This window comes from Phaeodactylibacter xiamenensis, assembly GCF_000759025.1.
GTDB classification, from domain to species: Bacteria; Bacteroidota; Bacteroidia; order Chitinophagales; family Saprospiraceae; genus Phaeodactylibacter; species Phaeodactylibacter xiamenensis.
In genome coordinates, this window is the sequence record NZ_JPOS01000002.1 from 24,456 (window position 1) to 48,552 (window position 24,097).

The following is a 24,097-nucleotide window of genomic DNA, read 5'->3' on the forward strand; positions in this document are numbered from 1 at the left end:
AGTCTAAATAAACCGGGTTTTGCAGTTCTTGCTGAACTACATTTTTAGTGCGCCTCTTCCCCGTGCAGCTCTACATGATGGTGCAGGGACTCCTCGAGGTAAGGATCGTTCTTTGGTGTCAGCGGTGCTTTAGACAGCTGATTCAAAATTACATAGATGAACAAAGCCAAAAAGCCCAGCATCGTTCCCAGTTCAAGCAAGCCAGGGATGGTAAAGCCCATCTCGAATGGCATAGCGTGCATAGCTGCTTCGGTGTGCCCGGCAAGCTCTGCGCCGTGCTCTGCTCCATGGTGCGCACCTTCACCTCCGTGATGCTCCATCGCATGCATGGCAGTCAGTCGTGCACCAGGCTTGATCATCTGGAAGAAATCCCACCAGTGACCAAAGAAAACCACAACAGATGCAAAAACCATAGTACCGTACTTACGTTTGGTGTCATTGCGCATCAGTACAAAGAAAGGCGCAATGAAGTTCAGCAGCAGGTTACCGTAGAAAAGCACAGGGTAGTTCTCCTGCCGCTCCTGGAAGTATACAGTTTCCTCACCGACGTTGCCGTACCAAATCAGCATGTACTGAGAGAACCATAGGTAGGTCCAAAAGATACTGAACGCAAACAGGTACTTACCGAGGTCATGCAGGTGCTCCTGCGTAACGTTCTGCAGATAGCCTTTGCCCTTCAGGTAGGCAATCAGTACAATAGTGGAAGCCATTGCTGCCACGAACCAGCTCGCCCCGGTGTACCACGCAAACAGCGTAGAGTACCAGTGGGCATCAATGGACATAATCCAAAGCCAGATTACCGCTGCACTGGAGAATCCTGCAATAGGAAGGAATGCGGCTGAATAAATCCGGATTTTACGGTGGTGCTCATAAGAAGCATCCCCGTTTTTATCCTCATCGAGAGACAGCTGCCGCATTTTCCAGGCAAAAAAGATCCAAATGCCCATGATGATGATCGTTCCGGCAGAGAACCAGGTGAGGTTCAAAAAGCCAGACTTCCCATTCAGGATCGGATCATTAGCCACTTCCGATGCATCGGTCCAGTGATACAGGTGGTGCATGTGACCTACTGTGGCAATTACCACAACTGCCATCAAAATTAAGCCCGGTATCAAAAACATGGAATATGCTTCCCAAATACGCTTAATCAATGTATGCCAGCCAGCTAGTGCTGTTGTAAAGGCAGACAGGATAAAAAGCGACATCAATGCAATACCCGTAAAGAAAACGGAATTGTGCAGGTAGTTCGTCCAGAAACGGGTATGGAACATATCGTCACCAAAAAAGGTGATGATCATGCACAACAAACCCAGCCCCATGAACCCAAAAAGGACGTTCCGCTGATTGCCAGTAATCGTGAATTGGTCCATTAGTTATTTTGTTTGAATAGTTTTTTCGATTGCTTTTCTTAAGGACGGATAAAAATAAAGGATGCAATTTTGATTCGTTAAAGTTTTCAATACAACTGACCAAAGGGAGGTTGTGTGGAAATTTTAGCGAATCCTAAAAGAAAATTGTATCATTTATTTCCGTTAAACTACTTGTGTAGCCCTTTCACAGAATTACTTTTTACCATGACCGCCATCGCCGTGGCTATGATCACCACCGTGATCACCTTCTCCACTGTGGTCGCCTTCGCTGTGGTCCCCAGCTTCAGCCGGCATTTCAGCTTCGTCTGTCATCTTTTGTGCCAGTGAAGGTGCCTGACTTGCAGGCGTACCAAATGCCGGGTTAAGAGTATTGGCTTCGGCGTTGTATTCCAGCTTCTTCTCCTTAGCCTGCAAGGCACGGATCCAGTGGATCACCTGCCAGCGCTCTTCGTAGGAAATTTTGTCAGCGTAGCCGCCCATCACGTTCTTGCCATACATAATGGCATGATAGTAACGGCCGTTGGAAGCTTCCAGAAACTGATCAAGCAGGAAGTTCGCAGGAGCAGCTGGGTAAGCCGCGTTTGGGTTTTCATCGGAAACCAGATAGCCCACGCCGTCCCCTTTCTCTCCGTGGCAAATGCCGCAGAACTTATTGTAAAGGTCCTCTCCTTTTGCCAGCCCTTCAGCAGTGATTGGGAAAGGGTTATTAATGATCTCAGCAGTAGCACGCTCGCGCTCAGGTTCTGTATCCTCGTAATAATAAGGTACAGAGCCATTGACGGGCACCGCGATACCTTGAATCTGATCTTTGCCATTCATATAGGCCATTACGGCATCTGTAGAGGCGCCGCCTTCCTGATTCGCAGCCAGATAAGCACCTGCGTAACCACGGGGCACGGCACCTTTAGCAGGCAGACCTGCAATGGGCAGCTCCTTGAGCTTTACCACACTGGCACTGTCCCAGGTATTGTAGTAATAATCGGTAAAGACGTTCGCTTCCTGAGCAATGGAATGCCCCATGTCAGGCATGTATTCACTGCCCGGATAGTTGCCATCCGCAGGAGCACAGGAGTGTAATACCACCACTGCAACGAATGCCCAAAGTATATGCTTGATGTTTTTCATCACATCTCTTGTTTATAGTTCTTTCTTAAATATTCTTGGTGTTTACCTCTTCCGCACCCGTTTGGGAAAAGAAGCCCTTCAGCTTGTCGGTCAGGGATTCTTCCGCATTCGTCACATCAAATGCGATGCAGAATTTATCATCCGTGATGCGGTCGTCCAGGGTCGGGATAGTGACGCCCGGGCCAAGGCCACAGATGATATAAAAGGTAACCACCATACCTACCGCCGCAAACAGTACCGTCAACTCAAAGGTGATCGGAATGAATGCCGGCGCAGAAAAGTAAGGCTTGCCTCCAAAAATGATCGGCCAGTCCCGGGTGAAAACCCAGGTCATGAACAGAAAAGCCGTTAGTGTACCGAGCATGCCATATACAAAACCGGTAATGTGCAGGCGGCTTTCCGCAAAGCCCAGCTTAGGATCAAGCCCGTGGACCGGAAAAGGCGTAAACACCTCTGTTATTTCAAGCCCTTCGGCATTGGCATGGTCTACCGCCTTGAGCAGGTACTCCTCGTCGTTGTACAATCCGTACAGAATATCTTTCTTTTGATTGCTCATTATTCTAGCGTTACAGATTCTTCAAATTGGATTAGTGGGCGGCTTCCTTGCTGCCGTGGTGGGTTTTATTGGCATTGGGGCCAATGTACTGATCACCACCCGCCTTTAGGATACTCTTGACTTCCGCTACCGCAACCACTGGCGCTACACGCACGAAGATGAGGTAAAGGGTAAAGAACAGCCCCAGAGAACCAATGAAAATGATGATTTCCACCCAGGTTGGCACGTAGTAGCTCCAGCTTGATGGGAGGTAATCCCGTGCCAGTGTGGTCGCAATAATCACAAAGCGCTCAAACCACATACCGATATTCACGAAGATGGACATCACAAAGGTGACGAAGACGTTCCGGCGCAGGCTCTTCCACCAGAAAATTTGCGGTGAAAGCACGTTACAGGACATCATACCGATGTAGGACCAGTAATACGGCCCCAGTACACGGTTATAGAAAGCAAACTGCTCATAAATGTACCCGGAGTACCAGGCGATGAAGAGCTCCGTCAGGTAAGCCACACCAACGATAGTTCCGGTGGCCAGGATTACCTTGTTCATGCTCTCTATATGCTCAAGTGTGATGTAGTCTTCCAGTTTGAGAATCTTCCGTGTCATGATCATCAGGGTCTGTACCATGGCAAAACCGGAGAAGATCGCGCCCGCAACAAAGTAGGGCGGGAAGATCGTGGTGTGCCAGCCCGGAATTACGGAAGTGGCAAAGTCAAAGGATACGATGGTGTGCACCGAAAGTACCAGTGGCGTCGCAAGACCTGCCAGTACCAGGGAGAGTGCTTCCCAACGCTGCCAGTGCTTGGCGCTGCCCGTCCAGCCGAAGGACAGAAAGTTATAAAGCTTGCGGCGGATGCCTTTTGCCCGGTCACGTACCGTCGCAAAGTCAGGCACCAGACCGGTGTACCAGAACAACAGCGATACCGTAAAGTAAGTCGAGATCGCAAATACGTCCCAAAGCAGCGGTGAGTTGAAGTTTACCCACAGCGGTCCGCGTGTGTTCGGGTAAGGGAAAATGAAAAACGCCAGCCAGATACGCCCCATATGAATAAGGGGGAACTGACCTGCGCAAATAACCGCAAAGATGGTCATCGCCTCCGCAGCCCGGTTTACACCCGTCCGCCAGCGCTGACGGAAAAGCAGGAGGATGGCCGAAATCAGTGTGCCGGCGTGACCAATACCTACCCACCATACGAAGTTGGTAATGTCCCAACTCCAACCGATCGTCCGGTTGAGGTCCCAGGTACCAATGCCCTGCCAGATCGTCCAGGCTACACCAAAGACGAACAGCGCCAGGCCGGTCACCGCTACAATGAAAGCCAGCACCCAGGCAGCGCTCGGCGTACGCTCCGTTGGCGAGCAAATATCTTCAGTAATCTGATGGTAGGTCTTACCACCGGTTACTAAGGGTTCACGAATTGGAGATACTACTGCACTCATTATAATCGAGTCGTTAAATGTTATTTAATTATAGAGGCGGTGGGGAGCAGGCTCCCCACCAGCTTTATGCATCGAGTTCTTCGTTCTTGTTGTTGACACGTGCCTGGTAACGCACTGCGGACTGGGTGTTGATTTCTTCAAGCACCAGATAGTTCAGTGGGTTTTCCAGACGCTCTGCCAGGATGCCTTCCTTGTCGTTGTCGTCACCAAAGACGATAGCGCCGGTTGGGCATGCCGTCTGACAAGCGGTCTTCACGTCCTGATCGCGCAGTTTGCGCTGCTCGCGCTTAGCCGTCAGCTTACCTTCCTGAATACGCTGTACACAGAAGCTGCACTTCTCAATCACACCGCGTGAACGAACCGTCACGTCAGGGTTGAGGACCATACGGGTCAGGTTGTCCGCACCGAATGGAATGGCTTCTTCGCCGTTCAGGTCGTACTCGTTGGCACCGAACAGGTCAGCGGTAGTGTAGTCGAGCCAGTTGAAACGACGTACTTTGTAAGGGCAGTTGTTCGCACAGTAACGCGTACCGATACAACGGTTGTAGGTCATCTGGTTCAGACCTTCTGAGCTGTGGTTGGTTGCAGCTACCGGGCAAACGTTCTCACAAGGCGCGTTGTCACAGTGCTGGCACATCATTGGCTGGTAAACCACATTCGGGTTCTCATAGTCACCGTAGAAGTAGCGGTCAATCCGCAGCCAGGTCATCTCGTGGTGGCGTGCCACCTCGGTCTTGCCAACTACAGGTACGTTGTTTTCTGCAATACAAGCTACCTGACAGGCACCGCAGCCGATGCACGCATTCAGGTCGATGTGCATGGACCAGTGATGACCCTGATCATATACCTGCTCCTTGTACTCATCGTAAGGGTACAGGGTGTGGCTGTTCAGTTTCTGTGCCTCGGTACGCTTTTCTTCAATATGATGAGAAAGGTCCTCAAGCTCAGACAAACTGCCCTGATAGATGATGGAACGGTTAACCAATCCACCCTGGAAACCTTCTCCGATCGTCATTACCGTCTTTTCATCGACGTTGATCTCCTCTCCGGTTTCTGGATCTTCACCCGTAAGGCCCATTGAATGGTGGTACTGTACGCAGGCAAAGCGGTCTTCTTCAGCTACCTTTTCAGACACGCTGTCTACAGTAGCGTAGTATTGTACGTTGCCGTTCTCATCGTAGGAAGTCCACGGGAAAACGTCAACCCCGACATTATTACCAATTGCGCGGCCAAGCATGCCTGTCTCGCTGCGGCCATAGCCCAGAGCAATAGCAAGCGTGCCCTGCATTTGGCCAAACTGCCGTACAACAGTGCAGCGTTGCGCCGTACCGTTCACGGTTACATCCACTATATCAGCCTTACCCTTGCTTTCGTCCGGGTTCAGCCCCATAAAGGAAGTGAACTCATTGCCACCGTCCCAGCCAACAGGGATGGCCAGGTAGTTGCCCCAGGTACAGCGGTTGACCGGGTCCGGCATCTCAAGAAGCCAGGGGTTGTTGCTGTATACACCACCGCCCATATTGACGGTTTCGAAAAGGGAGATTTCGAGTTCGGCACTGGATGGCTTGCGCACCATGCGGGCTGCAGCGTTTACATCGCCGGCAAAAGCAGGTGCCTCCGCAGTATCTTCAGCTACAAAGACGCCGTCGTGCAGTACGCTGTCCCAGAACATTTTGAAGGTCGCAAAACCACTCTGCTTAGGGAACAGGTTTTCCTGCCAGTGCTTCTTCATGTAGTTGAAGATGAAAGCACCAACGTCTTCTTTAGACTTTTCATAGTAAGGATTAGACTTTGCTGCAACTGCAACGCTGTCCGTGCTGCTACCGCCCATCACGCTCATCATATCGTACTTCGCCCAGCGGAGCAGGCTCTCTTCTGTCTGACGGCTACCTGGACGGCCAACCGTATTGAAGATCGGTGCGATAGTGGGTTGAATCAGGCTGTAGTGGCCGCGCTTAGGCTCCACATCGCCCCAGCTTTCCAGGTAATGGTGCGTTGGCGTGATGTAGTCGCAAAGTGCCACCGTCTCATTAGGTACCATGGAGAAGGAAACCTTCAGCCCTACCTTTGAGGCAGCTTCGCGGAACTGTGATGCATTGGGCAGGTCGAATGCAGGGTTAGCGCCGTCCATTACGAACAGCGCGTCCACCCGGCCGGCGCTCATCGCCTTCACCAGGTCCTGTACCGGCTTGTCCATACCCTGACGCTGCATGGAAGCGGCGTTGAAGTCCAGGGTACTGCCATAGTTGCCGAGCATATTGTTGATCGCATTGATCAGGATCTGCTCGCCTTTATTATTGGAGCCGGAAACCACCAGGGACTTGCCGCGGTTGCTGACCAGCTCGTCTGCTACTTTTTGAATTTTGCCAGCCGTGGCACCTTCAAGGTTCGGTCCGCTTACACGGGCTCCGCCGGTCTTGGCAGCAACGGCGTTGTACAATGCAACAATAGCTGCGCCCTGCTCAGAAGGCTTCACCATGATGCGGTTGTCCGCGTTGGAACCGGTGAGGCTCATGTGGCTTTCCACCTGAATGTGGCGGGACATCTTCGCGCCCTTCACCTTCTTGATACGGCGGTTGGTCGCGTATTGGTTGGCAAACTCGGTTGGAGAAATCCAGGTGCCAAGGAAATCAGCATCAAAGCTAACAATCACATCAGCTTTGTCGAAGTGGTAAGCCGGGATCACAGCCTGACCGAAGGAAGCTTCGTTCGCTTCCAGGATGGCAGAGCTTGAAACCGGGTCGTACATGACCACTTCGGTATTGGGGTAAGCCGCTGTGAAATCCTCAAGGGCTTTCTTAGTCGTTGGGCTCATGATGGTGTTCGCCACAATCCGAATGCTGGAACCAGCAGTCAGTTTGCCCATAATTTCACCGTCGATTTCCTCCCAGGACGGGCCCCGTTCATTGCGGTCAGCAGAACGCTGAATCTTGCCCTCTTTCACCCGGTAAGGACCATCGAGACGGTTAGTATCGTAAAGGCTGAGCACGCTGGCCTGCGCACGGGCGCTCGTACCGCCTTTTGTAATATTGGAAAGGGTGTTGCCCTCAATCTTGATGGGACGGCCCTCACGAGTCTTCACCAGCACGGGGCAGTAATCACCGCCCTGCACAAAGGAAGAAGCATAATAAGTAGCGACACCCGGTACGATTTCATCCGGCTTGACCACATAGGGTACCGCGCGCTTCACAGGGATTTCACAACTGGCGGCCAACGTGGCAGCACCAAGACCAAATCCAAGGTATTTCAGGAAGTCCCGGCGGGAAGCTTCCGTATCCATCGCGCCCTGCTTGGACAAGGTGTCAACGACAGGCAGTTCTGTGAATTCGTTTTTGTTTGTTTCCAGGTAGCTGGGATCGTTTTGCAGTTGGTCCACACCGATCCAAACACCATTGTTTTTATTCTTCATTGCTACTTTTTTCAGATTCAATTCAGCTAATGAGGTTTAATAGTGGCACTTCTGGCACTCAAGACCGCCAATGTCTTCGACCGTCACCTTTTCACGCTCGCCGCTGGCGATTTCCTCATGGTAACGAGTGTAAGACTTATAATACTCATTGTCATCAAACTGTACCTCCGTCTGACGGTGGCAGTTGATGCACCAGCCCATAGAAAGCGGAGAATGCTGCTTGGCAACTTCCCATTCTTCCATTGGGCCGTGGCAGGTCTGACATTCCAGCTGACCGACCGTCACGTGCTGTGCGTGGTTGAAGTACACGTGGTCCGGCAGGTTGTGAATGCGCACCCACTCAATAGGTCCCTGAATCTTCTTTTTATGTGGATTGGTCAGTGAGGAGACAATGCCCTCCCACTGCTCTTCGATGAGCTCTTCTCCTTTGCTGTCAATAGAGCCATTCTCTTTGACGTAAGTATCAGCGATCCATTTTTTGTAGACCTTCTCGATGTCGTCCTGATTCATCTCCTCGTAGTTGTCGAGGTAGGTATCAGAAGAAGGATCGTAACCGATAGAAGCATATATTTTAGTCAGCTCGGCAGTACCGTACTGAGAGCCGACCTTGATAGCACGGTGGCAGTTCATACAGGTGTTTGCTGCAGGAATGACGGAGTGCTTGGAGCGGCGGGCACCATCGTGGCAGTACTGACAATCGATTTTCTGAATGCCGGCATGCGTTTGGTGTGAGAATTTGATCGGCTGCTCCGGAGCGTATCCCTGCTGACGGCCGAGCATGATAGCGTTGTTGACGGTAGTGTAACCACCCAGTACAACCAGCGCGAAAATAACAAATGCGATCAGCCCTTTGCTCGTCAGAATCTCAACCAGAGAAGTACGGCGGGCGTCGGAATTGCCTTCGCGTACCTGCAACATGTAATTAAGATTGGAAACGATGCGCGCCAGAACGACTGCAAGGATAGCAAGGATGACAGCGAGTGCGATGAATAGAGGTGTGTTGTTGGGTTTTTCTTCCACAACAGCCACCGCAGCTTCGCCCCCGGCAACGTTCTTTTTATCCGCTCCGGTATAAACGGCTTCGATATAGGCCAAAATGTTATCAATCTCCGAATCGCTCAGGTTTAGAAAGTTGTTCATTACCGTTGGCTTCCATTCTTCCCACAACTCAACGGCACGGGGATGCCCTGAGTTAATCATAGACTGAGACTGACGGATCCAATTGTAAAGATCTTCCTTCGGATAGTCCGCCCAGCGTTCCTGGGTACCGCCCAGTGCAGGGCCAGTGAGGTTATCCTTCATGTTCTTGTTGTGGCAGGTCGCGCAATAATTGCGGAAGAGCGTTTTGCCCTCGTCAATATTTACGGCACCTCCACCATCACCTTCTTCCTGAGCCATTGCCGGCAGTGCAAAAACTGCCATCGCCAAGAGGAAAAGGACTCGGCTAATCAACTGCTTATATGTCATCTCTATGATGCTTATAGTTTTATGGTAAATCGACAATTGCTTGTTCTGTCATTCTATTGTCAGCGCAAATATAGAATGCACTGCACTCATTTAACAATAAAAGTCCGAAACCTTCCACTATTTAGATCTTATCTAAACAAGGCGTTAACCGCCCGAAAAACTTGACTTGAGGAAGGCTTTAAAATCCTCGTTTGCGCAATATTGTTTGCCCAGAAAACATATGAACAAAATTAAATTAATATATACCGCTTGGGTATGATTCTAACACTCAGACTGCCACTTGCGCACGGATAGCAGGATGAGGGTCGTAACCCTTCAGTTCAAAGTCTGAAAAGGTAAACCCAAAGAGGTTTTTCACCTCAGGGTTGATCTTCATCATTGGCAACTTACGCGGTGTTCTCGTAAGTTGCAGCCGGGCTTGGTCTATGTGGTTACTGTACAAATGCACGTCTCCAAATGTATGGACAAATGTCCCGGGTTTCAGTTCGCAAACCTGTGCCACCATCATCGTTAAAAGTGCATAGGAGGCGATATTAAAAGGCACGCCCAGGAATACATCGGCTGACCGCTGGTAGAGCTGACAGGACAGCTTGCCTTCAGCTACGTAAAACTGGAACAGCACATGGCAGGGCGGCAGGCCTGACTGAGCCATAGCCGGGATATCCTGCGGGTTCCAGGCGGTAACGATATGGCGGCGGGAGTCCGGGTTGCGCTTAATTTGCGCTACAACACCGGCAATTTGGTCCACACCGCCGAAATTGCGCCACTGCTGCCCGTAAACCGGCCCAAGCTCTCCCCACTTTTCAGCGAAAGCTACATCTTCCTTAATTTTTTCTTCGAACGCCTTCAATTCATTTTTCCACTCCGGGCTGTATTTGGGGTAGCGGTCTTCCAGCCCATTTGCACTAAGGTAATACTGAAACGGCCACTCGTTCCAGATCCGAACGCCGTTTTGGACGAGGTAACGGATATTGGTGTCCCCCTGTAGGAACCACAACAGTTCGTGCAGAATAGACTTATAATGGACTTTCTTGGTGGTAAGCAGCGGGAAGCCTTCAGCCAGATCAATATGCATTTGGTACCCAAAGACACTGATCGTACCTACGCCGGTACGGTCATCTTTGCGGACTCCATTGTCCAGGATATGCTGCAATAGCTCGTGGTACGCCTGCATGCGGAATGCTTTTTGTTTGCGCCAATTTTGTGGCTTTGGCTTGATGGGACTATGCGCCGGGTGGTAAAAATGTTGGACAAAAATAAAAAGGTCCGACAACCAGCACAGTACTTAAGCGTTAAAAATAAAAATAATTTTTCGATGACAAACAGCACTTCCGCGCTTAAACTTCTTGTTTTCAGTCTTTTATGTCTTTTCTATGGCCATTCTGCCGCACAGGATAACAAAGGGTGGGAACTCAAACGCCAATCTGACGGGCTGAACGTTTACGTCAGAGACGCCGCCAACTCGGATGTCAAGGAGATTAAAATTGAAACGACGCTTGATGCTTCCCTGCATGCGGTGGTGGCCGTACTTAAAGATGTCCCCGTGTACGAAGAGTGGATTTACAAGTGCCAGGAGGCTTACCGGTTAAAGCCTGCGGAGGACAAAGCGAGCCTCTATTATTGCAGGGTGGACTTCCCCTGGCCTATGAGCGACCGGGACTTTATTGCGCAAAGCCGGCTGCGGCAAGACCCGGAAACCCGGATGGTCTATATTGATGTAAAGGGCAAGCCCGATCAAAAGGAGCAAACGGAAGATGTCGTCCGCATCCGCAACCTCGATATCCACTATGAACTGACCCCCGTTTCGAACAGTAAAACCCAAATGAGCTACCGCCTGCATTCTGACCCCGGAGGCGCCATTCCCACCTGGCTCGTCAATATGGTGGTGGACAATGGTCCGGTGAATACGGTAAAAGGTATGCGGGAAATGCTAAAGTCAGAGAAATATCAGAATGCAAAGTTCGCGTTTTTGAAGTAAGACTTCGCCCAACTTTCCTGCACCACCGGTGTTGACTTTCCCGGAAAAACGACTACACTAGTGCGACTGGCCCGAATAACTTGCTGGTTTTTCCACTTATGAAGCCGCTGTTCATGTTGCACTTTAAATAGTCAGGTATTTACGACTTAACCCATTGGAATTATGGCTTATCGCAGTATGATGGAAGCGGTGCGCGACCTGGAACGCCACGGCAAACTTGTCCGCATCAAAGAGGAAGTAGACCCCAATCTGGAAATCGCCAGTATCCACCGCCGTATTTATGATGCGGAGGGGCCTGCGCTTTTTTTTGAGAACGTAAAAGGCAGCCCCTTCCCTGCCTTGTCTAATATTTACGGGACTTTTGAGCGGACGGAGTTTCTGTTCCGTCATACTATAGACAAGGTGCAAAAAGTCATTGAGCTCAAGGCAGACCCGGTCAATCTCCTCAAAAACCCTATGCGTTACCTGTCGGCACCCTTCACCGCTGTTTCGGCCCTGCCCATGCAAAAACGGATGGGCGCGCCTATACTGCACGGTACCACTACAGTCAGCCAGCTGCCGCAAATTAAGTCCTGGCCGATGGATGGCGGGGCTTTTGTCACTCTGCCTCAGGTGTTTACTCTGCCTCCGGGGGAAAAAAGTATCATGCAGTCCAACCTGGGCATGTACCGCATTCAGCTGTCGGGCAACGAGTATGTGCCGGACAAGGAAGTGGGCATGCACTATCAGATTCACCGGGGCATCGGGGTACACCATACCCAATACAACAATAGCGACGAACCCTTCCGGGCGTCCATTTTTGTAGGTGGGCCACCTTCACATGCCTTCTCGGCTATCATGCCGTTGCCGGAAGGGCTTTCGGAGCTGACCTTCGCCGGGATGCTGGGCGGGCGGCGTTTCCGCTATGTACGGCAGAACGGGCATGTACTTTCTGCTGATGCCGACTTTGTCATCACGGGCATCATCCGCAAAGGAGAGAAAAAGCCGGAAGGGCCATTCGGTGACCACCTGGGCTACTACAGCTTAGAGCACGACTTCCCGGTGATGGAGGTGGAGAAGGTGTACCACCGCAAGGATGCTGTTTGGCACTTTACCGTGGTAGGCCGGCCACCGCAGGAAGACTCAAGCTTTGGCTACCTCATCCATCAGCTGGTCAAGCTGTTGACGCCTCAGGAGTTTCCGGGGATTAAAGAGATTAATGCAGTGGACGCGGCGGGCGTGCACCCTTTGTTACTGGCAATTGGCAGTGAACGGTATATGCCGTTCCGCGAGCGCAAGCCGGAAGAAATCCTCACGCAGGCGAACCGTATCATTGGCTCCGGGCAGACTTCCCTGGCCAAGTTCCTGTTTATCGCTGCCGATGGAGACGCGCCAAACCTTAGCACGCATGACATTCCCGCCTTTTTCCGGCACGTGCTGGAGCGCATTGACCTGACCCGGGATTTGCACTTTCAGACCAAGACGACCATTGATACCCTCGACTACTCGGGTACGGGATGGAATGCCGGTTCCAAGGTCATTGTGGCCTGCTGCGGAGATAAACGCCGCGAGTTGAGCGCCGAACTCCCGGTTGATCTCAGCCTGCCCAATGGATTTAGCAATCCGAGGTTTGTACAGCCGGGTATCTTGGCGGTACAGGGGCCTGGATTTACCGGTGACGCTTCCTATGAAGAAGCGGAAACCCTGGCTCATCACCTTCGCCCGTTTGACTGGTCGGGCATCCCGATGATTGTCCTCTGCGATGACAGCGACTTCCTCAGCGGACCGGTCAACAATTTCCTTTGGGCCGCCTTTACCCGGGCCAACCCCTCTCACGACATTCACGGCGTGGATGCCTTTGTGGAGCACAAACACTGGGGCTGCCGGGGCCCGGTGATTATTGATGCGCGGATCAAGCCGCACCATGCCCCGCCTTTGATTACGGACAAGAAAGCGGAAGCGACGGCCGACCGTTTCTTCAAAAAAGGTGGATTACTGGAAAAGTGGGGGTAATATGCAACTACCCCTGCTCTATCGCCCCTTCCGGGTCCAGCAAATAGGCAATGCCGAGCAGGATAGCGAAAATAAGGGCAAGCATAAGGATAGAAAGGACTGAATTTAACAACACCCGGTACCAGGCGCTGCCTTCGGGGCTAAACACTCGTGCACTCCAGAGGAATACTGCACCAAAGAACCAGAAAGGCAAAGACCCCAGCTCCATGCCTAAGAGCAGATAGAGCATATCGTAAAGCAGAGTAAACAGGATGGCCCAAAGTGCAAAAAGATAGATAGCGGCAGTGAAATGCTCCGGGAAACTATGCTTATGCCGGTAGTAGACAGCAGCTGTGGAGAGGCCCAGCATCGGGATCATCAGCAGGAACAGGAATAGCTGAGGCGAAAGGAACGACTTTAGGGAATCTGAAACCCCACTCACATTCACCGTAATGCCCAGAATTTCCTGGTTGACCAAAGCCAGGTGAAGACCGAAAACGAAGAGCATGTACACCACCAGCTGGCTGGGCGACAGGTAGTACCCACGGAACCCCGACCAGTAGTTATTGACGATGTAGCGGGGATTGACCAGTAATTGCCGGAAGGTGCCCAGCAGGGAGCGCTCCGGCAGCAGCAGGCCCGACAGCCAGCCACCAATCACATCCCAGGCGTTGACGCGCCTGCCAAGGTAGCGCTGACCGCAGGAGGAGCAGTAATCGCCCTGTAGTTTGGTTTGGCAGATGGTGCAGGTGGTTGAAGCAGACATATTCGAGCTTTGAGCTATGAAATTAAGGTTTTTTTGGGCTTGGGATTCATTTTTGACTATTTTGATCGTAAAACTTTAGCGGGTGCAAATCCAACCCAAATATCGAAAAGATCGTTATCTAAAACTATAAGTAACCTCAAGATAAAACTCAAGCCATGTCTTCCATCCTTCAGCTCGTTGGCAATACCCCTCTGGTAGAAATCAAAAGTATCATCAACAAACCGGGCGTGCGCGTCTTTGGGAAGCTCGAAGGGCAAAATCCGGGCGGAAGCGTGAAAGACCGCGCAGCTTACGGCATGATTAAGGGAGCCGTGGACCGGGGAGACCTGAAACCCGGTATGAAACTGGTGGAAGCCACGAGTGGGAACACAGGCATTGCGTTGGCGATGATTGCCCGGAGCTTTGGCATTGAAATCACGCTGCTAATGCCGGACACAGCTACTGCAGAACGGGCACAAGCCATGCGGGCTTACGGGGCAGAGGTCATTCTTACGCCGGGGGAGAAAGGCGGGATTGAGTATTCCAGGCAGGTGGCGGAAGAGATGGTAGCCGAGGGCGGTTATTTCATGCTCAACCAGTTTGCCAATCCTGACAACTGGGGCGCCCACTACCATACCACCGGGCCGGAAATTTGGAGAGATACCAAAGAGCAGGTCACCCACTTCGTTTCCAGCATGGGCACGACTGGCACCATCATGGGCACCTCCCGCTTTTTGAAGGAGCAGAACCCGGATATTCAGATCGTAGGCGTACAGCCAACCGATGGCTCCAGCATACCGGGTATCCGTCGATGGTCACCCGAGTTTTTGCCCAAAATTTATGACCCGGAGCGGGTAGACCAGATCATTGATGTCTCTCAGGACGATGCGCAAGCTATGATGCGCAGGCTGGCGCAGGAAGAAGCCATCTTTGCCGGCATGAGCAGCGGAGGGGCGGTTAGAGCCGCTGCCCGGCTCGCGGAAACCCTCGATGAGGGGCTGATCGTCTGCATCATTTGCGACCGTGGCGACCGCTATCTTTCTTCCGGTATTTTTGAATGATGGTGCTGCAGGTCGTGCTGGGCTTTGCCGACCACGCTTAAAAGCTTATGGCAGGCTGATCGCAGCGCCGTCCAGTCAGGTGGGTTCTCTTTGGTCATCCGTTCTATCGTGGCGCAGGCTTTTTCCTGCTGTTTTAGCCCAAGCATAGATAAACTGGGCTTGAATTTGTGAACAACGCTGTAGAGCCCTTCCGCAAGTTGATCCTACAGGTTTGTTTCCACCTGTTGGATCATCTCAGGTATTTCCTTCAGGAAAGTCTGAATCATATCCTGGATAAATGCCTCATCGCCACCACTCATCGCGTGCAGGTACGAAAGGTCAATCTGCTCTGCCGGGGACTCTTCTGCCTGCGGTGCATGATCCTCTTCGCCCTGCGGAGCGGTATCCTCCAGCCATTTAACCATCATCCGGCGGAGTAAATCCGGAGCAAAAGGCTTAGTCACAAAATCGTTCATGCCGGAAGCGAGCCCATGATTGCGCTCTTCAAGCAGGGCGGCTGCCGTGAGGGCCACGATTGGTGTCTTTTTGTTCTTGCCGGCTACCCGGATACGCTTCGATGCCTCCAGCCCGTCCATTTTGGGCATATGAATATCCATCAAAATGATATCGTACTTCTTATGCAAACAGCGGCGTATAGCCTCCAGCCCATCGGGGACGATTTCAGCTTCGCAACCAAATTTTTCAAGAATCCGCTCCACGAGTTTCTGGTTCATCCGGTTGTCCTCAGCCACCAGTACGTTGATGCCCGCCAGCTTGTTTTGGCCAGCTGGCGTTGGAGCGACCGGTGCTGTGGCGACCTGCTTTTGAACCGGCAGGGTCAGATCAATGGTAAATACGGACCCTTTCCCAGGTTCGCTTTCCACGGAAATCACGCCATCCATCAGGGCCAGTAACTCACGTACGATAGACAAGCCCAGGCCTGTGCCGGCATGTCCCTGCCCTACCGCTTTCCGCCCTTGCTTAAACTGATCGAAAATATGTGGCAGATGCTCCGCTTCAATGCCCTGCCCGGTATCGCCTACTTTTATTTGCAGGTCGGCCTTGTCCCCCCGCTGGCTGAGCATGCGTACAGACAAGGTGATAGTACCGGATTCAGTAAACTTGCTGGCGTTATTCAACAGGTTGTTCAGGACCTGTTGCAGGCGCATGGAGTCACCGATAAAAGAAGTGCCCTCCGGCAAGTCCTGCTCATACAGCACTTGTACCGGCTTATCTTTGATGCGCAGTTGCCAGGACTGATGCAGCCCACTGAACAAGCCGTGCAGATCGAAAGGTTTGGGGTCCAGTACTACTTCACCAGCTTCGATTTTGGAGGCATCCAGGATGTTGTTAATGAGGTCCATGAGATTGTCAGAAGCAAACCGCATGACGTTGAGGTACTCCTGCTGATGGCTGTCCAGATTGGTATCGCGCAGCAGGTGGACCATGCCCAGCATCGCATTCATAGGCGTACGTATCTCGTGGCTGACATTGGCCAGGAACTGTTGCTGGGCACGCCGGGCAACTTCTGCCTCTTCCTGCGCGACTTTGCGCTGACGCGTTTCCTCTCGCAGCCGCTCATGCGCCATATAACCTTCTATAGCCACGGCAAATTTCCTGAGCACCGGCCTCAGCTGTCGGAGCGACCGGTCTGACAACGCGGCTTCAGAAGCCCCCTGAAGGAGCATAAATGCGCCGGGCCCCAATAAAAGCAGGGCAACGTGACCCTTATTGATTTGATTAGCCTTTAGAAAACCGGAGAAAGGAGCCTCTTCTGCGGGCCAAACCTGTATGGCATCCTGGTCTAAGGCTGCTATAATCGGATCCGAAGCTGATAATTTGCCCCGAGCGGCTTTGCATGCCGGGCGGGCACACAGTAATTGAAAAGCTTTAGGTTTTCTTTGCCCCCCTTGCTCCGCCACCCATACTGCACCGTAAGCCAGGTTGCGGCGGGCTAACAAGACCGAAAGGAATTGCTCGCAGTTGGAATAGGCGTCAAGCCCCGCTCCTATGGTCAGCGACAATTCATACAGATCGGATATTTCGCGAACGATCTTATCCATGTCAGTGAAGTGTTGTTGTTCAAGGCACCTGTCCACAGACCAAGGCATTGGTTGGTGTTCAGTGTGCTGTTTTAGTGTTTGTGTTTGTCTGTTGGGTTTTTGGGTATCTTCAATAAAGTTAAAGGGCTAGTATAGTGACCCTATAACGATCGTTTTGTTGAAAAATTCCAGGTATCCCTCTCCATAGGAAGATATTTCGCCTAAGCTAAGCATACCCTGTGGGCTGACTTCAGAACGCACCGCTTTGATGCGCTTATTAATCCGTTCCAGTTCTTCTTCGTGCCGGTCTTCCAGGAAAAGGGCCCGCGACACACAGTCCACCACCATCGTATGCCGGACCATAGCTTCTGTGTTCTGAGAACGGGCCAGAGTTTCTTCAACCGCTTCGGCAGCTGAGGCAATGAGGTTATCAGCAGTACCTTTCATGATATTCAGCACGGTGTTTTCGGGCACTTCCCCTACGCAGACCAAGCCACCTTCGCTATTGACGGCAATGGGGTCGCGAATTACTTCCTCTGCATTCGATTTGTAGATCCCAAACGGATAGCCTTTTGCCACCTCAAAGAAATTGTCCTCGGTAATGGCACAGCCGCAATCCTTTTCGATGTAGTTTTTGTACACGGTAAAGGCTTCTTCCCAGTTGAGTTCGCAGATCACGTTTTGGGCAGTCCGGGTGGCGACAATCGGCCCCGCCAGCCTTTTCCAGCCGTGCTTGACGCCAAGGTGGGTATCGTAGTCCAAAAAGGCAATCACGGCGGCATCCTGCAATAATCCATCCGGGGTCAGCAGGCAGGGCTGCTGCCTGAGCGAAAGAGACCCAGCCCCGCCACCAATGAAGTTGACCTGATCTCCAAGCCGGTCATACAGACCCGAAAGGAAATGTGCAATATTTGACATCAGGCCGTCAATCATGATCCAGGCAGTCACAGGCTTTTCCGGGCCTGACAAAACCGTTTTCAGGTCCGGCCATTCGTAGCCGGAGGTATTTAACCCCGACATGATAACCGGTGGAGCGATCGCCTGCAGCTTTTTAGCCACTACCCCCTGTTTGTACAATTTGCTGTTGTGAATCACACCCGGGAAAATCCCCCCAATGAAGGGCAACCCCGCTGTATTCAGGCGCTCAATTAAAGCTTTCGCATCCAGCGCGTCTGATTCTGCTAACAGCAATACGAACAAATCATGAGACCGGATCTCCTGCCCCAGTATGGTCTCTGCTATTACGTTGTAGTCGTCAGACTGAATGTACATCCCTAACTTGGCTTTTGCATTGCACGTACACGCACAATGCGAATCAATAAAGACTTTTTAATGGATAGCTAAGCAGGTAGGCGTGCTATGCTAATGCGCATAGCCGCATTCTCAGATTAATGGATTGGAAAACTTAGACGTGCTATTCCGACTTATCAACGCAGCGGCATGGTGACTACCAAAGAGGAAACCATGCTTAGAGCGTGTTGGGATTTTACACTTCGGGCTGCTCTTGCCAAATTTTGTCCTGCTCTTCGTTGTTCTTCGGTCACGTCCGTACGGATGTTCCCTTATCACGCCCCCGACGGTGAATGTCGGGATCAAAGACTTGATCAAAACAAAAGTAGGCTGCGTTCGCTCCAAAAGCAAAATGCCAACACGCTCTTACTGTTAGTAACGTTGAAATGTCTTCAATGCAATAAATAAAGAAAGGTAAACGTGGTTAAGACGAGGGACTGTTGCTGCTCTTTTAAAGCCTTTTCGGGGGAATAACGGGCGGTAAATGGTCCGTATTCTGTAAAGGTATAAAAACTTGATCACATTCAAAATTTTTTTTCCCTAATACGTCATGGCCGTCTGCATCCCATTGGCCAACTACAGGCCTGTACTGACCGGCATCTGACGGACTAGTGGTCTGTCAAGGCTAAAACTAGGGATTGCCTGCGGCGAATTTTGAGGCTACTCTTCGTTGGATAACCCCTTACGTAGCGCTGCTATGCGCGGGAACATCCGCCTTGATTAGCCTCAAAATTCGCTCCCACTCAACCCATAAATTAACACTTGACAGACCACTAGGGGGCAATGCAGCTGTTGACTTCACCCAACTAATGCGCTCTGTATTCAGCCCTGTTCGAACGGCAGCCCGCAGGAGGAATGCAAATGCCCGGGCACTGAGTCAACAGCACCCGGGCACTAAAGCTAATGGTAAGTGCTACACCGGCTAAAACTCCCGCCCTTTGAGCATCCCATGCCAGTACATTCGCGGCAGGCCATAGGCTTTTAAGGCATACATGCTGTACCGTTCCTTCGACTGATCGAAGGGGAAGGACTCCATGGGCTGCTTGTCGTAATCAAACTCAGCCAGGATCAGGCTGCCATAGCCCGTAACTAACGGGCAGGAGGTATAACCGTCATATTTTTTGCTCATTTCTTTGCCTCCAAGATAAGCCAGTACGTTTGCGACTGTCACAGGGCCCTGCTTGCGGATAGCTGCGCCTGTCTTGGAAGTTGGAAGGTTGCTGCAATCGCCCAGGGCAAAGACATTATCAAAACGAGTATGCTGTGTGGTTTCCTTATTGACCTCCACCCAACCGTTTTCCGCAGCGAGCGGGCTGTTGGCGATGAAAGCCGGTGCGCTCATCGGTGGGGTCACGTGGATCATTTCGTAAGGCATTACCGTTTCTTCAGCGGTCTCCAGGTTTTTGAATACCGCTTCTTTCTGGTCCGGGCGCAGGGCGATCAGCTCAGTTTGCCATACGCGCTCTATGTTTTTGCGGTCGGCCACTTTAGTCAGGGACTCGGCATACTTTTTCACCGCAAAGATGCCAGGGCCGGCTTTGACAAACTTGACGTTAACGTTTTTGCGCACGCCGGCTTTCACCCAGTACTCTTCAGCCAGGAAACAGATCTTCAGCGGAGCGCCCCCGCACTTGATCGGCGTGGAGGGGTGGGTAAAGATGGCGTTGCCGCTTTTGAGGTTTCGGATCGCCTCCCAGGTGGCATCTACCGTTTCGTAAGCGTAGTTGCTCACGACGCCGGTGCCCGGCTTGCCTACGCTTTCCTTCAGCCCCGGGATTTTATCCCAGTCGATCTGAATACCGGCAGCGACGACCAGCACATCGTAGGAAATACTTTCTCCGTTTTTGAGGGTCAGCGCATTCTTTTTCGGCTGGAAGCTATCGACGTATTCCTTTATCCAGGTGGCGCCGTAGGGGATAAAGTCAGCCTGATCGCGTTCGGACTCTTCCTTCGGGAAAATGCCGGCGCCGACAAGCGTCCATAAAGGTTGATAGTAGTGTTTCTCAGCCGGGTCGATAATGGCAACCTGCGGCGGTTTGGGCGTATTCATAAGCTGCGAGGCAACGGTAAGGCCTGCAGAGCCTGCCCCGACAATGACGACTTGATAATGTGCCATGTTCATTCACTTTTTTAATTTGGAAAGGATACAGCAGGTGCGCCCTGCAGCAAGCCAGTACCGCAGGGCGTACCCGTGCTAAAGTTGCGGCAGATCAGAACCGCTTGCCAAAATGTTTGGAGAAGGACAACAGGAAACCCAGTGCCCGCTGACGGTCCTTGTCCGCCATGCCGGTAAGCATCGCCCAGATTCCAGCTGGCTTAACCGGCTCCCGGTTACTGTCCACCATCGCTTCCCCTGCTTTGGCGACCACCCTGATCGTACAAGGATCAAGGACGCCACTCTGCATGAGCGCCTTGAACTCTTCAGAAGTCAGCAGTTTGGTCAGGGCAGTGAGCATTTCCAGGCCATGCTCATTGAGCGTCGTCCAGTCTACTCCACGGGCAGCGGCCCTCTGATAACCCTCGTCGAGCATATCTATGCCCATAGAGGCAAAGCCAGGCAATTTTTCGGAAAGCTCAATGAGTTGATTGATTTTGCTGAGGGTCTCCGGGCGGGTCACTTTCTCTACCAGTTCAGCTACAGCACTTAGACGGGCTGGGATATCAATGCCATTATCGGCAGCCTGACAGCAACCGTCATCCAGGATATCGCCCATCATGCTCATAAGCCCGGGGACCTGATCCGTCATGGCAATCACTTTGTCCAGTTTCTCTACCATTTCCGGAGCAGTGAGCTTTTCTGCAATATGAAGGGCGTTTTCGAGGCGCTCAGCGGGATCCACGCCCCGGCTGCGGGCTTGCTGTATGGCATCATCTGTGATATCAGCAGCCATGCTAATGAGACCCGGCCCCTGCTCCAAAGCAGTAGCCAGCCGGTCTACGGCTGTTTCCATTGTTTCGATGCGTGCAAGAAGGTGATCCAGCGCCTTTAGTGTTTTTTCACTGTTCAGCCGCTCCTGTAGTTGGTACCCGGCTTCCGTATCGGTCCAGGTTGCGGTTCCATTAGCTCCCATAATGTTCTTTGTTTTGCTTTCAGTATGTCGCAGCCAATGCTTTGAGGTGTTTCCCTCAAACCCAATCAGTGGTGTCCAGGACCAAAATATCCGGATTTCTGATTAGACTATGACTACACTTTCAAATATATGAAAGCATGAACATAGATGCCAGCAACACTCCGCCGGATCAGTAAAAAGTACTATAACTCCCCGGGATAGGGCTATAGCGACTATCAGTTGGGCAGAAACAATAACCCCTACAAAAGCGGCGCTACCTGTTACATCAGGCAGCGCCGCTTTTTAAAAATCTTCTTTCAAAGGCAAGATCACGATCGGTAAATCGCAACAACAGCCTTTTCACCCTTCCGGACCCAGCCCCGGTACATTCCCTCCGAGTTAAAAGGCAGGGCTATCTCTCCCTTGTGGCCTACAGCAATCAGGCCGCCATCACCGCCCATAGCGGCTTGCTTGTGATTGATGACGCGGTCGGCAGCTTCAGCAAGGGAAAGCCCCTGATACTCCATAAGGCAGGAAACATCGTAGGCAACCACACCACGCAGGAAGTACTCGCCGTAGCCAGTGCAGGATACGGCGCAGGTCGCATTATTGGCATAGGTGCCTGCCCCGATAACGGAGCTGTCCCCTACCCTGCCGTAGCGTTTGTTGGTCAGCCCTCCGGTGGAAGTGGCTGCTGCCAAATTTCCCCGTAAGTCAAGGGCTACGGCACCAACGGTCCCAAATTTATCACTGTGGTCAAGCTGCACGCGGTTCTTCGCCCGGGCTTCTTCCAGTTGCTGATAGCGGAAGTCTGAAAAGAAATAATCGGGTTCGAGAATCGGCACCTCAAGGTCGCGGGCAAATTCCTGAGCACCGGGGCCACACAGGAATACATGGTCGCTACGCTCCATCACCATGCGGGAAAGGGAGATGGGGTTTTTCACGCCTTCCACCATGGCTACGGCTCCGGCGTTTAGCGTGGCCCCGCACATGATGGAAGCATCCATTTCATTGCGGCCATCGTGGGTGAAGACGGAGCCACGGCCAGCATTAAAGTACTCACAGTCTTCCAGGCTTTTGACAGCAGTCTCCACCGCAGTGAGGGCGCTGCCCCCGGCGGCAAGAGCCTGCTCGCCAGCTGCGAGGGCTTGCTGTAGGGCGCGGCGGTGGGACGCCTCCTGTTCTTCGGTCATTTCAGAACGGAGGATCGTGCCGGCACCACCGTGTATCGCTAGAGAATAAGTTGACATAAACTGGTTTTACTCGGCATCCCACCAGAACCGGTCCTGAAGGTTGGGGTTCTCGGCGGGGAAGCTGTTATTGAATAGGCGTTCGTTTTGGGGGTAAATGAACCGGCGCGGGATAGCGCCTCCAGGATTTTGGGGATTCTCACCATTTGGATTGGGGGCGAGCTCCGGAAAGCCGGTTCGGCGGTAATCCGTCCAGCCCTCCACTTGTGTGAAGTGCGCGATGTAAAGCTGTTGCAGTACGGTACGCAGGTGGTCTTCCGTATCGCCCGACAAGGTGGCGTGGGCATCGAGGTAGGCGTCCATTTCCTCATCCGGGATGCCACCGGTGACTTCCTCGATGTGGGTGCGCACGCCTTCCTGCAGGGCGGCTTCAGCGTCCCCCTCCCCTGCTCTCAGCCGGGCCTCTGCTTCCAGCATCTTTAGCTCAGCGTAGGTGATGATGGGCACGGAAGCATCCTCAGCAGCATAGAAATCGCCTACGCGCTCCAGCCCAAAGGACCGGCGGATGAGCCTGCTTTCCCTGGGGTCTTCCAGCTCATCGAGCAAGTCAGAGAAAAACGGGTCGATTTCTACGTAAGGCGTGTTTTTGAAATAGATGAACCAGGGGTTTTGTTCGGCTTCGGTAAAACCAAAGGTGTAGATCAGGCTCTCTGCCGGCGACTGAAAAGCATTGGCGATGGCATCAAGGGCTTTGGCAGGAGCCTCTGCATCCCGCTTGATAGTGTGCATGTAATAGCGGGCTTTGAGCGCATGGGCCGCTTTGACCCAGCGGTCCAGGTCCCCCTGATAGATGACATCATCATCACCGGGAGAGACCGTGCTTTCAGCCTGCAGGTCCTGAATGGCTTCGTCCAGCAGGGCTTGTACTTCAGCGTATACGGTTTCCTGCGGATCGTAGGATGGGCTGAAGTTGGCCCCGCCCTGAAAGGCCTGCGTGTAGGGAATATCGCCCCAAAGAGAAGCCGCAGTGCCCAGATTGAGCGCCATTAGCACTTTGGCAACGCCAGCGTAATGGGCCGCTCCATCGGCTTCCGATTTTTCGATGATGATGTTGAGGACATTGAGGGGGCCGTTGTAGAAGTCCTGCCAGATAGGGTTCATATTGAAAGCCTCGTCAAGCAGGTAGCTTTCCACGGTGAGCGCCCGGTTGTCTACCCCTGTGAAATACTGACTGAAAATACCGGCAATGACAGCCGCTTCTTCAGATAGGTTCTCGGCAGTCTCCTCCATTGCGGTAGGCAGGAGGACGGTTACCGGCACATCGGTGGGGTCGTTGGGGTTGATGTTGGTTTCCTCCAGCTCGCAGCCTGCCAGAAAGGCGACTGCCAGGAAAAGGAAGGTTATATTTCGAAGTATCATAATA

Annotated in this window: 18 protein-coding genes; 3 read left to right on the plus strand and 15 right to left on the minus strand. The window is 52.2% G+C overall.

Going from position 1 to position 24,097, the window contains the following annotated elements; all coding sequences use genetic code 11:
* Positions 1–44: 44 nt before the first annotated feature.
* The 7 genes from IX84_RS00140 to thyA form a co-directional block, all read right to left on the minus strand.
* On the minus strand, positions 45–1,370 hold the full coding sequence (locus IX84_RS00140) for a hypothetical protein (protein ID WP_044215526.1): 1,326 nt from the start codon (positions 1,368–1,370) through the stop codon (positions 45–47).
* Positions 1,371–1,562: 192 nt separating this feature from the next.
* Positions 1,563–2,495, minus strand: coding sequence for a c-type cytochrome (locus IX84_RS00145; RefSeq protein ID WP_044215528.1), 933 nt, complete (start codon positions 2,493–2,495; stop codon positions 1,563–1,565).
* A 25-nt stretch (positions 2,496–2,520) separates the two neighbouring features.
* A complete protein-coding gene (locus tag IX84_RS00150) occupies positions 2,521–3,051 on the minus strand; it encodes a DUF3341 domain-containing protein (RefSeq protein ID WP_044215530.1) in 531 nt (176 codons plus the stop codon).
* Positions 3,052–3,082: 31 nt separating this feature from the next.
* Positions 3,083–4,492, minus strand: coding sequence for an NrfD/PsrC family molybdoenzyme membrane anchor subunit (nrfD, locus tag IX84_RS00155; protein ID WP_044215531.1), 1,410 nt, complete (start codon positions 4,490–4,492; stop codon positions 3,083–3,085).
* A 64-nt stretch (positions 4,493–4,556) separates the two neighbouring features.
* The gene (locus IX84_RS00160) at positions 4,557–7,901 is read right to left on the minus strand and encodes a TAT-variant-translocated molybdopterin oxidoreductase (RefSeq protein WP_044215533.1); all 3,345 of its coding nucleotides are present in this window, start codon (positions 7,899–7,901) and stop codon (positions 4,557–4,559) included.
* 36 nt (positions 7,902–7,937) lie between these two features.
* Complete coding sequence (locus IX84_RS00165; protein WP_044215535.1) at positions 7,938–9,368, minus strand: c-type cytochrome; 1,431 nt, start codon at positions 9,366–9,368, stop codon at positions 7,938–7,940.
* 268 nt (positions 9,369–9,636) lie between these two features.
* A complete protein-coding gene (gene thyA / locus IX84_RS00170; RefSeq protein ID WP_044215537.1) occupies positions 9,637–10,542 on the minus strand; it encodes a thymidylate synthase in 906 nt (301 codons plus the stop codon).
* Positions 10,543–10,683: 141 nt separating this feature from the next.
* Between thyA and IX84_RS00175 the strand changes: the two genes are divergently transcribed.
* Together IX84_RS00175 and IX84_RS00180 are read left to right on the plus strand one after the other, a co-directional pair.
* Entirely contained in the window at positions 10,684–11,346 is a 663-nt protein-coding gene (locus IX84_RS00175) for an START domain-containing protein (protein WP_160213591.1), read from the plus strand.
* A 162-nt stretch (positions 11,347–11,508) separates the two neighbouring features.
* Positions 11,509–13,338 (plus strand): UbiD family decarboxylase, encoded by a 1,830-nt coding sequence (locus IX84_RS00180; protein ID WP_044215540.1) that lies wholly within the window; start codon positions 11,509–11,511, stop codon positions 13,336–13,338.
* A gap of 7 nt (positions 13,339–13,345) precedes the next feature.
* Here the strand turns inward: IX84_RS00180 and IX84_RS00185 are convergent, their stop codons facing one another.
* Positions 13,346–14,083: a DUF3667 domain-containing protein gene (locus IX84_RS00185; protein WP_044215542.1), complete on the minus strand. Its 738-nt coding sequence runs from the start codon at positions 14,081–14,083 to the stop codon at positions 13,346–13,348.
* A gap of 155 nt (positions 14,084–14,238) precedes the next feature.
* Between IX84_RS00185 and cysM the strand changes: the two genes are divergently transcribed.
* Positions 14,239–15,123, plus strand: a complete 885-nt coding sequence (cysM, locus tag IX84_RS00190; protein ID WP_044215543.1) for a cysteine synthase CysM — start codon at positions 14,239–14,241, stop codon at positions 15,121–15,123.
* On the opposite strand, the gene IX84_RS33185 is transcribed toward cysM, so the two are convergent.
* The 7 genes from IX84_RS33185 to IX84_RS00220 form a co-directional block, all read right to left on the minus strand.
* Positions 15,096–15,269 carry a hypothetical protein gene (locus IX84_RS33185; RefSeq protein WP_160213593.1) on the minus strand — a complete coding sequence of 58 codons (174 nt, stop codon included), beginning with the start codon at positions 15,267–15,269 and terminating at the stop codon, positions 15,096–15,098. The two genes, cysM and IX84_RS33185, sit on opposite strands and share 28 nt — an antisense overlap.
* A gap of 57 nt (positions 15,270–15,326) precedes the next feature.
* On the minus strand, positions 15,327–17,165 hold the full coding sequence (locus IX84_RS30545; protein ID WP_052515656.1) for an ATP-binding protein: 1,839 nt from the start codon (positions 17,163–17,165) through the stop codon (positions 15,327–15,329).
* 126 nt (positions 17,166–17,291) lie between these two features.
* Positions 17,292–18,416: an FIST signal transduction protein gene (locus tag IX84_RS00200; RefSeq protein ID WP_044215544.1), complete on the minus strand. Its 1,125-nt coding sequence runs from the start codon at positions 18,414–18,416 to the stop codon at positions 17,292–17,294.
* Between the two features lie 940 nt (positions 18,417–19,356).
* Positions 19,357–20,556, minus strand: coding sequence for an NAD(P)/FAD-dependent oxidoreductase (locus IX84_RS00205; RefSeq protein WP_044215546.1), 1,200 nt, complete (start codon positions 20,554–20,556; stop codon positions 19,357–19,359).
* 88 nt (positions 20,557–20,644) lie between these two features.
* Positions 20,645–21,505 (minus strand): DUF1641 domain-containing protein, encoded by an 861-nt coding sequence (locus IX84_RS00210; protein WP_052515657.1) that lies wholly within the window; start codon positions 21,503–21,505, stop codon positions 20,645–20,647.
* Between the two features lie 308 nt (positions 21,506–21,813).
* Complete coding sequence (locus tag IX84_RS00215; protein ID WP_044215548.1) at positions 21,814–22,734, minus strand: isoaspartyl peptidase/L-asparaginase family protein; 921 nt, start codon at positions 22,732–22,734, stop codon at positions 21,814–21,816.
* Positions 22,735–22,743: 9 nt separating this feature from the next.
* Positions 22,744–24,093, minus strand: coding sequence for a SusD/RagB family nutrient-binding outer membrane lipoprotein (locus IX84_RS00220; RefSeq protein ID WP_044215550.1), 1,350 nt, complete (start codon positions 24,091–24,093; stop codon positions 22,744–22,746).
* Positions 24,094–24,097 lie beyond the last annotated feature (4 nt).